The following is a 13,662-nucleotide window of genomic DNA, read 5'->3' as shown; positions in this document are numbered from 1 at the left end:
ATGAATACGGCGAATAATCCGTTATCTCCCATGAATAAAGTGATAACCGTCGTCGTTATTGAGAGGCCTGAATATCAGGCAGCAAATCGGTAAGCCAATGCCGAGTAATAAAAACAACAGACTGAAAGGGTTAAGATTGAAGATGATTTCTAACTGAGAGAGAAAGCGTAATAGTGGAAATGTCAGCGTCATACTGAGCATGACGGAAAGCAGTTGGCTAATGGTTAACAGGTTATTACCGCTGTGATAAGTGCTGTTATTCAGATTACTGAATGCCAGTGTGCTTTCTGCGGAATATAAGGTTGAAATCAGCACGCCTAATAGCATGGCGATAATACCGATGAGGTGCGTCGAACGCTCTTGCACGGCGACACTCAAGGCAAGGACACACAGCGACGTTACGCTGGTCGTCAGCATCAACAGTCGGCGGTAGCCAATGCGTTTGACCAGTGGCTCGAACAGCAGCTTTGACAACAGTGCTCCGCTGGAAAAGAGTAGTAGAATCAGGCTGGTTTCCGCCGGCTTACAGGCCAGCGTAGTTTGCAGCATAAGTGAGAGCACAACGGGTATTGATGCCAGTAGTGTTCGCGTCACGATGCCGCCAATAACGCCGACAGAAAAGGTTCTGATGCCAAACAGGGCAAGCGGGAATAATGCTGTTTCTGCAATCAAATGTTGTCGGTAGTAAAGAAAAACCAAACCCAATGTGCTGCAAAACAGGAATAACATGACGAACGTTGGTAATATATTTTTCGTGGCGGTGGTTAGCATGAAAGCGATAAGAAATAACATCAAGATGGGAAAGGCGGCTTCATACGCACCTGTGCGTGGCGTCTCTTTAATTGTCACAACCGGAATATATTTGCTTGCCAGAAAAAAGCAGGCTAAAGCCAGCGGAATATTAACGAAGAAAATAGCCTGCCAGGATAGAAAATTAACCAAAAGATTACCGAGTACGGGGCCGATCATCGTGCCGAGTAATCCCAATAAGGTCACCCGATTAAGAAAGCGTAATTTCAGATTTTGCGGCGTGGTACGCAATATCACGGTTCTGATGATGGGCAGCATGAGCGCACCGCCGATGCCTTGAATAAAGCGGTAAACGCCTAAGCTACCAAGAGTGGTGGCTGTCATGCACAGCAGCGAGCCGATCGTGAAAATGGCGATCGCTATCTGGTAGGTTTTTCTTTCTCCTAGCCGTTCCGCCAGCCAGCTATTGGCCGGCGTAAACGCGACGACCGTGACAATGTAGGCGATCACGATCGTTTCCATATACAACACCGGCTGGTGCAGCGACTGTGCGATAGTCGGTATGGCGATATACACCATGGTGGTATCCAGGGATTGCATGAAAAAGGTGGCAGAAGCAATCCAGAATAAGACCCATGACGCGTTCATTCAGGCCACCGTCATTTGTCCGGCATAAAGCACGAACAGCCGTAGCAGGAACACGCCGAATAGACTCATGACGGCTAAGGTAATCACTTGTCCTTTGCCGGAATGGGCAGAAGGTTTACGTACTCGATTGATAATCGAGGGGATCACAATACCGATGCCGATAATGCCAATCCAGAATACGCCTCCCCAGAAACCGGACAGCGCGGTCTGGGCGGCGACAACTTTTTGCCCGCCGCCAAGCAACAGCCCGACAAAAAACGCCAGCAGCAGGAACAACTCGGCATATACCACCGGCGTTTCCACTCGATGGATGAAATGCAGAGAGCGTGAATTCTCTGAGATCTGACGCCCCCACGCGCTGGCCAGCAGCATGACGGCAATACCGGATGTCGTACCGGACACTAAAAACAGGACGGGCAGGACGGGGTTGTTCAGTAACGGGAACGATTTCAGTGCGGACAGCAGAAAACCGGTATAGCAGCCGAGCAGGATTGCCAGCACCAGCAGCAGGTTTTCAACCACCGTGGCGTTTTTGACGATAACTGCCGTGAGTCTACGCGTTCGCATAGCCAGCGCGGGACGGTGCCAAACGGTCTCAAGCTGAGTCAGCCATGCGTCATGATAAAGCGTGATGAGCCATAACAGCATCACGACGAAATACACCTGAAAGAGCATCACCCCAAGCGACATGATGGAGGTGGGATTGTAAAAAACCATCAAATACCAAAAGGTCAGCGGTTTAGTCAGGTGAAAAATCAGAATTACCAACCCGAGGATTACAGCGAGTGGTGCCACAATGGCGGTGGCTTTGATGACGCGATTATTGCCGTGATATTCGCTGGGAACATAGTGCCTGAGCAGCAGCGACAGCGACACCATCCCCGCCGAAATGCCGACCAGAAGAAGATAAACGGCGATGGGCCAGTCCCATACCAGCGTGTCGAACGTGAAGGCATTATGCATTGTCGATTGCTCCTCGTTTCCCAGGAATACGATAGAGTTGAGGCTCGGTACCCAGATAAACCTTGGAGCGGTAGGTCGCATTGCTCTCGATCATCTTGGCAATGTTGCTTTCAGGGTCGTTGAGATCGCCAAATACCAACGCTTTGGTGGGGCAGATTTCGACGCAGGCGGGTTGTTTTCCCGCAGCCAGATTGGTTTCCCGACAAAAATTGCATTTGTCTGCCGTTTTCGTGACAGGGTTGATGAAACGCACATGGTAAGGGCACGCCGCAATACAGTAGCGGCAGCCCACGCAGCGTTTATCGTTGACGTCTACAATGCCGGTGAGAGCGTCTTTGAATGACGCTCCCGTCGGGCAAACGGCAACGCAGGGCGGATTTTCACAGTGCTGGCAGGACTTACGGAAAAATTGCTTGATGGCGCGCGTTTTCTCGACGGCGGGAATGTCGACGGTTTGCAGTATGTCCAGTCGGGTTACGCCATCAGGGACGTTATTCGTCTCTTTGCAGGCCTTGATACAGGCTTTACATCCGATACAACGCATTTCGTTATGCAATAAGCCATATTTAACGGCTAATTTGCCCTGCGCTTTTTCTGGTTCATTTTGCGCTTTGGCGAGACTGATAGGCCCACTAATGGCAATCGTACTTCCCATGTAGGCAATAAAACGACGGCGAGATAATTCTTCCATATTATAAATCTTCACATTGAGGTGATAGCCGTGCGAACGCCATATCTTTCATAGACAGTATTAACCCTGTACCAGCATTAATATTTCGCAGTTTGACGCTAATAGAAAAGAGTGGTCCATCATTACGAGGGAAATAGTTAATAGATCCCGTTGTTATTATGGTTTTATTGGAGCATGGGGATAAAAGACTAAGTGTGCGTTTGGTCACATTTGTTTTTTTGTAGATCCCTATATAACAAACATCAATTTGCTATAAGTTTAATTTAAATGGGATGTTTTTTAGAAAATAATTCATTTATGGGACTTTTCTGTTTTTTTTCTGCGTATGATAAAAATGGATAATTGATGTATATCAGATTGTATGTTTTTTTATGCGAGGTTATGAGGGAGATAAATTGATGGCGGTTTTTTTAGCAACAAATAAAAACGTTAGCACTTATTTAGCGCTAACGTTTATGCAACAAAATAGATAATCTAATGACGAAATAGATAGCTTTAATTGTCTGCGGACATCAAATCTTTAGGTGTTTATCAAGAAAGCGGACGGTAATTTGCATGATGTCCGGTTGCAGCCAATGTGGCCCGCCGTGCTCTGCGTCTTTAACGCTGTAGTACGTTGATTCGATATTTTTTGCTGTCAGAGCCTGATGCAACCGTTCGGTCTGGCGTGGAGAAACCAGGGTATCGTTGGTGCCGTGCATAATCAGGAACGGCGGTGTGGCGGCGCTGATAAAGTTAATGGGGTTGGCCGCTGCCGCTTTATCCGGGTAACGGGTAATTGCGCCTCCCTCATTAAACACCGCGGTGCCGTTGACCCAGATAGCTTCTGTCGCAGAAGGCGACGTGTGTTTCTGAACAACATCGTCAGAGAAGCCTTCACCGACGAGCGTCAGGTCGGATAATCCATAGAAATCAATCACGGCCTGGACATCACTGCTTTGATCGAGGTTATCGCCTTTATCGTAGGTTTTTGAACCATTCGTCGCCCCGGCAAATGCCGCCAGATAACCTCCCGCTGATGAACCGAAAACTGCGGCATGTTGGTCGTCAATGCCGAATTTTTTCGCGTTCGCACGCAGATAGCGAATCGCGGATTTGACATCTTCCAGCGGTGAGGGGAAAAGGACGGTGGGGGCGACACGGTATTCCATGCTGGCAACCACATAGCCAGCCTCTGCAATGCTAAGGCGTTGTTGCAGATAATTGTCTTTATTGGCATTAATGAAGCCGCCGCCGGTAATGAATAACACGACGGGAAGCGCTTTCTGCGCTTCAGGCTGAAGAATATCCATTTTTAATGCAACATTTGGATACCCCCGCATTGATACCTGAGAGTAAACGACATCAGAGATTAACTTCACCGATGTGGTTTCCTGCTTTACGGTAATTTCATGTTGATTCTGTGCTGCATTGATTGCAGTCCCGCTCATCATTGCCAAGGTTGCCAGCCCTATTTTTGTTGTTTTCGAATAACCCATATCTTAAATCCTTTTGTTAGGGATATGTAAACTTTTTCGATTTGTGAGTGACGATGTTATTATTTGTAAAAATAATATTAAAAAATCTTTAATATTAGAGGGCATTCAGTTTTGAATAATCAATTATTTCATTATTGATAATAAGTTGACTATATCTACTATTAACGTTATTTCTCATTAATTAAATGTGCATCTAATCACATTTGATTATTTACAAATCTCTATAATTGTTATTAAAGGTTGTTATAAACGAGGCAGTTAATGCGTAATATAAAAAATGCTTAGTATAAAGCGTGTGATTTATTATCAGGAACTCATCCGTGTTGGGAGTTTCACTAAAGCGGCGAAGGCACTGAATATCTCTCAGGCTTTTTTGTCACAGGAGATCGCGCGCCTGGAGATTGAAACGGAAAGAAAACTGATTAACAGAACCACTCGGCAGTTTTCTCTGACACCATTCGGGAAGCTCTTTGCTGATAAAATTCAGGGCATCATTAAAGAGCATTATGAACTGGAACAGTTCGTTAGCAGCTATGAGGAAAGCACAGACGGTGCGCTGCTGGTTGGCGTGATCCCAATCTTTAATCGTCTGGCCCACTACAATATGTTTAACCTGTTTCAGAAAGCCTATCCCAATATTGATATCTCTTTTATTGACGGTGTGAGCACCGATTTACTGGAAAGGGTGCGGAATGGCGAGATTCACCTGTCTTTCTCGACGCCTTTCGATGAATACCTGAACGATCCTTTGTTTCACCATACCATTTGTCAGGTTGATGACATTGTTGCCGTGATGGCGACGTCACATCCCCTTGCTGACAATAAGACGCTAAGCCTGCCGCAGTTAGTAAAAGAAAAGCTGATCGTTCCGCAAAAAGGGACGGGAGAGCATGCCGCTGTCTCTGAGTCCTTCACCAGACAGGGCATTAACCCCAGCTATTTTCGTGAATGCAGTAACATGGACATCATTATGGATCTGGTGATCAACCTGTCCGGCGTGGTCTTCCTCTGTTCGTCTGTCGCCAAAAGCCTGACCGCTTGCGACGTCGCGGTTATTCCGCTGGAAGAGCAGCTAAAAAGGACTTTCGCCATTAGCTATCTGAAGCGTAGCGTGAACATCCCGATGGTTCGCCTGTTTTTAGATTTCTTACAAGACTACAGTGAGTCTGTTCGGTAGCGCATTTATCCCCCCTTGATTCATTCAGTTTCCGCTTCCCGTTATTCACACGTTTTAGGTAAATGTTGCAAATGTGAATAAATGTGAGGCGATTCAAATTATCATTATAAATATACTTGTATGGTAGTCAGCATAAATGAATGCCTATATGCACAGAAGGATAAGTAACGTGAAGATTGTCAGCGCTGAAGTGTTTGTCACCTGCCCAGGGCGGAACTTTGTCACTCTGAAGATTACGACAGATAGCGGATTAACTGGCCTCGGTGATGCGACGCTCAACGGGCGTGAGTTGCCGGTCGCCTCTTACCTCAAAGATCATGTGTGTCCGCAGCTTATCGGCCGTGATGCACACCAGATTGAAGACATTTGGCAGTATTTCTATAAAGGCGCGTATTGGCGTCGTGGGCCAGTAACCATGTCCGCGATTTCGGCTGTTGATACCGCGCTGTGGGACATCAAGGCTAAAGCCGCCAATATGCCGCTCTACCAACTGCTGGGTGGAGCATCGCGCACGGGTGTGATGGTGTACTGCCACACGACGGGCCACTCGATTGATGAAGTGCTGGATGATTACGCCAAACATCGCGATCTGGGCTATAAAGCGATTCGCGTGCAGTGCGGCGTGCCTGGCATGAAGACCACCTACGGCATGGCGAAGGGCAAAGGGCTGGCCTATGAGCCCGCGACGAAAGGTAACTGGCCAGAAGAGCAATTGTGGTCCACGGAAAAATACCTCGATTTCACGCCGAAGCTGTTTGAAGCCGTACGCGACAAGTTTGGCTTCAACGAACATATGCTACATGACATGCACCACCGCCTGACGCCAATTGAAGCGGCGCGCTTTGGGAAAAGCGTTGAGGACTATCGTCTATTCTGGATGGAAGACCCGACGCCTGCGGAAAATCAGGCGTGCTTCCGTTTAATCCGTCAGCACACCGTCACGCCAATTGCGGTAGGGGAAGTCTTCAACAGCATCTGGGATTGTAAGCAACTGATTGAAGAACAACTCATCGACTACATCCGCACTACGATTACTCATGCGGGCGGGATTACCGGCATGCGCCGTATCGCCGACTTTGCCTCGCTCTATCAGGTACGTACCGGTTCGCACGGGCCGTCGGATCTGTCGCCTATCTGCATGGCAGCGGCGCTGCATTTTGACCTCTGGGTGCCAAACTTTGGCGTACAGGAATACATGGGGTACTCGGAGCAAATGCTGGAAGTGTTCCCGCATAGCTGGACATTCGATAACGGCTATATGCATCCAGGCGAAAAGCCAGGTTTAGGCATTGAGTTCGATGAAAAACTGGCGGCCAAATATCCCTATGACCCCGCTTATTTACCGGTTGCCCGTCTGGAAGACGGTACGTTGTGGAATTGGTAATTAGAGGCCAAAACATGAAAAGTATTGTGATACAGCAGCCAAACTCGTTGGTGATTGAAGAACGCCCGATTCCGCAACCGGCGGCAGGTGAAGTTCGGGTGAAGGTGAAACTGGCGGGTATCTGTGGTTCGGACAGCCACATCTACCGCGGACATAACCCTTTCGCTAAGTACCCGCGCGTCATCGGGCATGAATTTTTCGGCGTGATTGAGGCGGTCGGTGACGGTGTAGACGCGGCCCGGTTGGGCGAACGCGTTTCGGTTGATCCTGTGGTGAGCTGTGGCCACTGCTACCCATGTTCAATCGGCAAACCGAACGTCTGTACCTCGCTGGTGGTGCTGGGGGTACACCGTGACGGTGGGTTCAGCGAGTACGCTGCCGTACCGGCGAAGAATGCACACGTCATTCCTGATGAAATTCCCGATGAGTTCGCCGTGATGGTGGAGCCTTTCACGATTTCCGCCAACGTGACCGCGCAGGTGAAACCAACAGAACAGGATGTTGCCCTGATTTATGGCGCGGGGCCGATGGGGTTGACTTCGGTTCAGGTACTGAAAGGCGTGTTCAACGTGAAAGACGTCATCGTCGTTGACCGCATTCCTGAACGTCTGGATATGGCATTGCGCAGCGGGGCGGACAGGGTCATCAACAACGCATCGTTGTCATTAAAAGATGAGCTGGAGGCGCTGAATATCAAGCCTACGCTAATCGTTGACGCCGCCTGCCATCCGTCTATTTTGCAGGAAGCAATTACGATTGCTTCTCCTGCGGCGCGTATCGCTATTATGGGCTTCTCCAGCGAACCTTGTCAGATCAGCCAGCAAGGAATGACCAGCAAAGAGCTCTCCATTTTCTCATCACGCTTGAATGCCAATAAATTCCCTATCGTGATTGAGTGGCTGAAAGAGAGACGTATCGATCCGGCAAAGCTGATCACACACCGATTTGATTATCAGCAGGTGGAACAGGCGATTGAGGTCTTTGAAAAAGATCAAAAACGCTGCTGTAAAGTCCTGCTGACTTTTAATTAAGCATGACGAGTTATTAGCAACAGGGTCTATATAAAAGGAAAAACACTATCGATTACAGAAAACTATAATCATTCCTTTGAAGTAATTATTTCTCTCTTAATCACTCCAGACCATCAATAACGGGCTGGAGTGGATTGCGACACCATGATGAACGGTAATTTTATTACTGTTATTTATACCCTAAATAATTCGAGTTGCAGGACAAAACGTTAGCATTTTTAACAACGGCGGCATTGGCCCGCGAGGGCAAGGCTTATTTATAATCCTTGTAACGCGGCGACGCAGTGAATCCCAGGCGTTTACATAAGTAAGTGACTGGGGTGAATGAGGAAAGCCAACGCATAGGCAGCTTGAAGTATGACGGATATACCATAATTACAAATCGTCGAGAGTATATATATGAATAAGCATAAGATAGCATCTGGACAAAATAAACCTGCAAGAAGTACCTCTGATTTAGTTAAAGCGGCGGTGTCCGGCTGGCTGGGCACGGCATTAGAATTCATGGATTTCCAACTGTATTCGCTTGGGGCAGCACTGGTCTTTCATGAAATATTTTTCCCTGAACAATCGGCGGCGATGGCGCTGATTCTGGCAATGGGCACCTATGGCGCAGGCTATATTGCACGTATTGTCGGTGCCTTTATTTTTGGTCGTATGGGTGACTCGATCGGTAGGAAGAAAGTGCTCTTTATTACCATCACCATGATGGGTATCTGTACTACGTTAATCGGCGTGCTGCCGACCTATGCCCAGATTGGTATTTTTGCGCCGATCTTGCTGGTGACGTTGCGTATCGTGCAGGGGTTGGGGGCCGGTGCGGAGATTTCCGGTGCGGGTACGATGCTGGCGGAATATGCGCCGAAAGGGAAACGCGGGATTATTTCCTCGCTGGTTGCCATGGGCACCAACTGCGGTACGCTTAGCGCCACGGCTATCTGGGCCTTCATGTTTTTTGCCCTCTCCAGAGAAGAATTACTGGCGTGGGGCTGGCGTGTCCCGTTCCTGGCTAGCGTAGTCGTGATGATATTCGCCATCTGGCTGCGTATGAACCTGAAGGAAAGTCCGGTCTTTGAGAAAGTCAGCAACGATGTATCTGGTAATGAAGTGCCGTCGCCTGCTCTGGTGGTTGAGCAAAGCGAGCAAAAATCCATATTGTCGATGTTCAAAGGTAAAGCGTTTTGGCTGGCAGTCGGGTTGCGTTTCGGTCAGGCGGGAAATTCAGGGTTAATTCAGACCTTCCTGGCAGGGTATTTGGTTCAAACGCTGTTGTTCGAGAAGTATATTCCGACAGATGCTTTGATGATCAGTTCTATTATCGGTTTCATCACCATTCCGTTATTAGGATGGCTCTCGGATAAAGTCGGTCGTCGCGTGCCTTATATTATTCTGAATATCTCGGCGATATTATTAGCCTACCCGACGCTCTCTCTTATCGTTGATAAAGAGAATAGCGTGAATGTCATTATCGTCAGCATTATCATTATTCATAACTTCGCAGTGCTGGGATTATTTGCACTGGAGAATATCACTCTGGCAGAAATGTTCGGTGGACGTAGCCGCTTTACGCAAATGGCGATAGCCAAAGAAACCGGTGGTCTGGTTGCCGTTGGTTTTGGTCCGGTATTAGCGGGTATTTTCTGCAATATGACCGGTTCCTGGTGGCCAATTGTCGTGATGCTGATTGCTTATTCCGTAATTGGCTTATTTGCGGCTATCAGCATGCCGGAAGTTAAAGATCGTGATTTAGATGAATTAGACGACGCAGCATAACGTTCAACCTGCCATTGTTCGAGTTGCAGATGAGTCGATCTTTCTGCAACTCGAATTATTTACAACGTAGACATATTTTTTGAATCACCTATCAGGGATAACGATGAGTATTAATGAATTTTCTACTCTTAAACCGCAGGTTGTGGTGCCGCGTTACGACCGACGCCTGCTAAAAACACGTATTGCGCATATTGGCTTTGGCGCATTTCACCGTGCGCATCAGGCGGTTTGTGCCGATAAGCTGGCGGCGGAGCAGGGCAGCGACTGGGGCTATTGCGAAATTAATCTGATTGGCGGCGAGCAGCAGATCGAGGCGATTCGCCAGCAGGATTTACTGTGGTCGGTGTCCGAAATGGCGGACAGTGGCTGGAATAGTCGGGTCATCGGCGTGGCGACAACCGCACTGCATGCGGAAGTCGACGGTATTGAGACGGTGCTGGAAGCACTGAGTGCGCCAGATATCGCTATCGTATCGATTACCGTAACCGAGAAAGGCTATTGTCATCATCCGGCTACGGGGCTGTTGAATAGTGAACATCCGCTGATTTGCCACGATCTGGCGTTACCCGCAGAACCACGCTCCCTGCCCGGTGTGATTCTGGCTGCCATCAAACGCAGACGGGAGCGCGAGCTACCGGCATTCAGCGTGATGTCCTGCGATAATATGCCGGAGAACGGGCACGTTACGCACAACGTGATCGTGCAGTTGGCGGAACAGCAGGATGTCGAACTGGCGCGCTGGATTGAACAGCACGTCACCTTTCCCTCCACCATGGTGGACAGAATTGTCCCTGCCATTACCGAAGAAACGCTGGAAACAATCCAAGGACAACTGGGCGTTGTCGATCCTGCTGGGATCGCCTGTGAGCCGTTCTTCCAGTGGGTGATTGAGGATAACTTTGTCAACGGTCGTCCCGCGTGGGAAAAAGCGGGTGCGGAGTTGGTACAGGATGTGCTGCCGTTTGAGGAAATGAAGCTGCGCATGCTTAACGGTAGTCACTCATTTCTCGCGTATCTCGGCTATCTTGCTGGCTACCAGCATATCAGCGAGTGCATGCAGGATGGCGCGCTAGTCGCGGCAGCGCACCATTTGATGCTGCATGAACAGGCACCGACGCTGCGTACGCAGGGTGTCGATCTCGCCGCCTATGCGGATGCGCTGCTGGATCGCTATCGTAACCGTGCGTTAAAACACCGCACCTGGCAGATTGCGATGGACGGTTCGCAAAAACTGCCACAGCGGATGCTGGACTCTATCCGCTGGCATCTGGCGAGCGGCAGCCGTTTTGATGCGCTGGCGCTCGGTGTGGCGGGATGGATGCGCTATGTCGGTGGTGTGGATGAGCAAGGGCAACCCATTGAAGTCAGCGACCCACTGAAAGAGGCAATCGCTGAAACGGTGCAAAATAGTATGGAAGGGGAAAGCCGAGTCGCGGCGTTGCTGACGCTGACGGCGATTTTTGGTAAGGATTTACCGCAGAATCCCGCTTTTGTGGAAGCCGTGACGCAGTACTATTTATCGTTATTAGCTAAAGGTGTGAAAGGGACGTTGCAGGCGACGGACTGGTAGGATGAAAAGCGCGGCGGGTTCGGTAACAATGACACTCGCCGCGCGAAGCGTGTATCATAAGCGGTAAATTTCTTGGCTAAGCACAGCGGCATGGATACCTCTTTTCAGATCAACAACAGCGAACCAGTCAACCAGCAAATTTATCGCGTACTGCGCAAAGACATTGTGGAATGCAATATTCCGCCGGGTAAGCTACTGTCTGAAAAAGAAATCTCTGTGCGCTTTGATGTTTCCCGCCAGCCGGTCAGAGAGGCCTTTATCAAGCTGGCCGAAGCTGGATTGGTGCAGATCATGCCGCAGCGTGGCACGTTTGTGATGAAGATCTCCGAGCAGCGTGTGGCAGATGCGCGCTTTATTCGTCAGGCGCTGGAATGCGCCATTGTGCGCCGGGCTGCCGAAATGGTGACGGACGAGCAACTACTAACGCTGGAGCACAACTTACGCCGCCAGGAACTGGCCGCGCAGAATGAACAAGTGCGTGAGTTTCTTAGCCTCGATGACAGTTTCCATCAACTTCTGACGCAGATTGCCAACTGCCCACTGGCGTGGGAAACCATCGAATCGATCAAAGCGACGATGGACCGCGTACGTTTTCTCAGCCTGAGCCAGGTTTCGCCCCCACCAAGCCTTATCCAGCAGCACTACCTGATTTTTAGCGCCCTGAAAGCGCGCGATCCCGATGCAGCGGAAAAAGCGATCCGTGAGCATTTGCAGGAAATGATCTATTCGATCACGCCGATTGCACAGCAGAATAGCGACTGGTTCGAGCACGCCTGAGTGCGTTGAAGGGTGGCTTCCACTTCGATCCTTTGGTGGAAGCCATGCTAAAAGCTATTTTATTGGTTGGGCCAGATGAATTAACCACAGCTCGTTATCGGCTTCTGGTTTCTGCAACGGTTTGATTGCCAACGTCGTATCGACTGTCTTTCCGTCTCGTGTGAGTTTGCCATCAGCATTGACCTGATAGTCGTCCGCCTTGTCTTTTGCTTTCACGGGGGATTGCAGCACGGATTGCAGGCCAAAATCGTTGTCATTAATGATGGCCAGCGTTTGTTTATCGACTAGCGCCAGACCTTCTACTTTTTCCTGCTGCCAGCCGAGCTTACGCAGATCGACTAGCTCCTGCTTGTGCGCCAGCGTAATGCCACGTTTTTCCAACTGTGCGGAATCGTCAAATTCCGGTGATTTACCCTCGGCATCGAACGGTGTCAGGTCGCTCGCTTTGCTGAGATCGACCAGATAGATACGGTTCTGCATTTGCTTGTCTTTATCCGTACCCTGCTCGACCAGCAGAATACGCTGATTATCCAGTGCGACGATATCGCCGATCTTGGCATCCTTCGCTTTCTTATAGCTGTCGATGTTGATGGGGTAACCCAGCATGCGGCTGGTTTTGGTTTCCGGGTTAAACATCACCAGACGCGTAAACTGCGCTTTGTTTTTGCTTTTACCGTCGATATCCAGCGTACTTTGCACGGCCATGATGATGGTGCCGTCCGGTAGGCGAGTTAGCCCTTCAAAACCCCGATTCGGCTGACGCCATTTGATGATGTTTGGTAAGCCGCTGGCAACCGAATGCTCATTGTCCGCAGGCGTTGGGCCGAATTTTTCCAGGATTTTTCCGCTGGCATCAACGTGGATCAGGAACGGGCCATATTCGTCACACAGCCAAAAACCGCCTTTGCCATCCGGCGTGATGCCTTCCGTGTCCAGTCCACGCTGGCTGGTGCTAAGCGGTTGCAGTGCGTCGTTCAGCGCGACTTCATTGGTGGTACCAATGAAGTCTGCTGGCAGCGGCAGGCCTGTGATGTTGCCCTCGGCATCGTGAAGCGAACGTGGGTTTATGGCTTCTGCCGCTTTCGCACTGACCCGAATATCCATCATCAACGGCGCGTAGTCAGGGCTGGCGAAGATCTTGGCTTCTTTCTCGCCGACCAGCGGCGCATCGGTATTCGGGCCGCGATCGGTGACGGTGATAAACATCAGGTCGTCACCCTGTTTGCCGGTGAAATAGAGGCCTGAACCAATGCCGACAGGCAGACCGTTGGGGAAGTTTTTAGCGAATGTGCCCTGATACGGAACACGATCGCCAGCCGGGAAGGTGACGACATAGCGCGTCACTTTTTCTCCCGCGGCCTGAGCGCTGAACGGCAGAAGTCCGGCAACCAGCAGTGCTAACAACGTATGTTTCATGCTA

General features: G+C 49.7%; 11 protein-coding genes. 6 read left to right on the top strand and 5 right to left on the bottom strand.

The genetic code is table 11. The features are described 5' to 3' along the window. Positions 1–21: 21 nt before the first annotated feature. The 4 genes from CLR69_RS11630 to CLR69_RS11615 all read right to left on the bottom strand — a co-directional run bounded on the left by CLR69_RS11630 (position 22) and on the right by CLR69_RS11615 (position 4,530). Positions 22–1,398: an MFS transporter gene (locus CLR69_RS11630; RefSeq protein WP_129712703.1), complete on the bottom strand. Its 1,377-nt coding sequence runs from the start codon at positions 1,396–1,398 to the stop codon at positions 22–24. Next, on the bottom strand, positions 1,399–2,361 hold the full coding sequence (nrfD, locus tag CLR69_RS11625) for a cytochrome c nitrite reductase subunit NrfD (RefSeq protein ID WP_129712702.1): 963 nt from the start codon (positions 2,359–2,361) through the stop codon (positions 1,399–1,401). Further along, positions 2,354–3,052 carry a 4Fe-4S dicluster domain-containing protein gene (locus CLR69_RS11620; protein ID WP_129712701.1) on the bottom strand — a complete coding sequence of 233 codons (699 nt, stop codon included), beginning with the start codon at positions 3,050–3,052 and terminating at the stop codon, positions 2,354–2,356. Before CLR69_RS11620 ends, nrfD begins: the two co-directional genes overlap by 8 nt. A gap of 512 nt (positions 3,053–3,564) precedes the next feature. Next, positions 3,565–4,530: an alpha/beta hydrolase gene (locus CLR69_RS11615; protein ID WP_129703008.1), complete on the bottom strand. Its 966-nt coding sequence runs from the start codon at positions 4,528–4,530 to the stop codon at positions 3,565–3,567. Between the two features lie 277 nt (positions 4,531–4,807). On the opposite strand from CLR69_RS11615, the gene CLR69_RS11610 reads away from it, so the two are divergent. The 6 genes from CLR69_RS11610 (at position 4,808) to CLR69_RS11585 (ending at position 12,242) form a co-directional block, all read left to right on the top strand. Then, entirely contained in the window at positions 4,808–5,707 is a 900-nt protein-coding gene (locus tag CLR69_RS11610; protein WP_129712700.1) for a LysR family transcriptional regulator, read from the top strand. 169 nt (positions 5,708–5,876) lie between these two features. Beyond that, on the top strand, positions 5,877–7,091 hold the full coding sequence (gene manD / locus CLR69_RS11605; RefSeq protein ID WP_129712699.1) for a D-mannonate dehydratase ManD: 1,215 nt from the start codon (positions 5,877–5,879) through the stop codon (positions 7,089–7,091). Between the two features lie 14 nt (positions 7,092–7,105). Then, positions 7,106–8,122: a Zn-dependent oxidoreductase gene (locus CLR69_RS11600; RefSeq protein ID WP_129712698.1), complete on the top strand. Its 1,017-nt coding sequence runs from the start codon at positions 7,106–7,108 to the stop codon at positions 8,120–8,122. A 399-nt stretch (positions 8,123–8,521) separates the two neighbouring features. Continuing rightward, positions 8,522–9,895: an MFS transporter gene (locus CLR69_RS11595; protein WP_129712697.1), complete on the top strand. Its 1,374-nt coding sequence runs from the start codon at positions 8,522–8,524 to the stop codon at positions 9,893–9,895. 103 nt (positions 9,896–9,998) lie between these two features. Next, positions 9,999–11,465: a mannitol dehydrogenase family protein gene (locus tag CLR69_RS11590; RefSeq protein ID WP_129712696.1), complete on the top strand. Its 1,467-nt coding sequence runs from the start codon at positions 9,999–10,001 to the stop codon at positions 11,463–11,465. Between the two features lie 90 nt (positions 11,466–11,555). Further along, a complete protein-coding gene (locus CLR69_RS11585) occupies positions 11,556–12,242 on the top strand; it encodes a GntR family transcriptional regulator (RefSeq protein ID WP_011092523.1) in 687 nt (228 codons plus the stop codon). Between the two features lie 54 nt (positions 12,243–12,296). Here CLR69_RS11585 and CLR69_RS11580 read toward each other — a convergent pair whose 3' ends face one another. Next, positions 12,297–13,658: an esterase-like activity of phytase family protein gene (locus CLR69_RS11580; protein WP_129712695.1), complete on the bottom strand. Its 1,362-nt coding sequence runs from the start codon at positions 13,656–13,658 to the stop codon at positions 12,297–12,299. Positions 13,659–13,662: the final 4 nt, after the last annotated feature.

The sequence above is a fragment of the Pectobacterium zantedeschiae genome, from assembly GCF_004137795.1.
Lineage (GTDB): Bacteria > Pseudomonadota > Gammaproteobacteria > Enterobacterales > Enterobacteriaceae > Pectobacterium > Pectobacterium zantedeschiae.
Note: the sequence above shows the minus strand (reverse complement) of the source record. Positions and strands in the feature narration are given on the sequence as shown.

Excerpts from the sequence above, each read along its gene's own strand:
- CLR69_RS11590 (WP_129712696.1), top strand. The coding sequence starts at position 9,999 with ATGAGTATTAATGAATTTTCTACTCTTAAACCGCAGGTTGTGGTGCCG.
- CLR69_RS11630 (WP_129712703.1), bottom strand. The coding sequence starts at position 1,398 with ATGAACGCGTCATGGGTCTTATTCTGGATTGCTTCTGCCACCTTTTTC.
- CLR69_RS11595 (WP_129712697.1), top strand. The coding sequence starts at position 8,522 with ATGAATAAGCATAAGATAGCATCTGGACAAAATAAACCTGCAAGAAGT.
- nrfD (WP_129712702.1), bottom strand. The coding sequence starts at position 2,361 with ATGCATAATGCCTTCACGTTCGACACGCTGGTATGGGACTGGCCCATC.
- CLR69_RS11615 (WP_129703008.1), bottom strand. The coding sequence starts at position 4,530 with ATGGGTTATTCGAAAACAACAAAAATAGGGCTGGCAACCTTGGCAATG.
- CLR69_RS11580 (WP_129712695.1), bottom strand. The coding sequence starts at position 13,658 with ATGAAACATACGTTGTTAGCACTGCTGGTTGCCGGACTTCTGCCGTTC.
- CLR69_RS11600 (WP_129712698.1), top strand. The coding sequence starts at position 7,106 with ATGAAAAGTATTGTGATACAGCAGCCAAACTCGTTGGTGATTGAAGAA.
- CLR69_RS11585 (WP_011092523.1), top strand. The coding sequence starts at position 11,556 with ATGGATACCTCTTTTCAGATCAACAACAGCGAACCAGTCAACCAGCAA.
- CLR69_RS11620 (WP_129712701.1), bottom strand. The coding sequence starts at position 3,052 with ATGGAAGAATTATCTCGCCGTCGTTTTATTGCCTACATGGGAAGTACG.
- CLR69_RS11610 (WP_129712700.1), top strand. The coding sequence starts at position 4,808 with ATGCTTAGTATAAAGCGTGTGATTTATTATCAGGAACTCATCCGTGTT.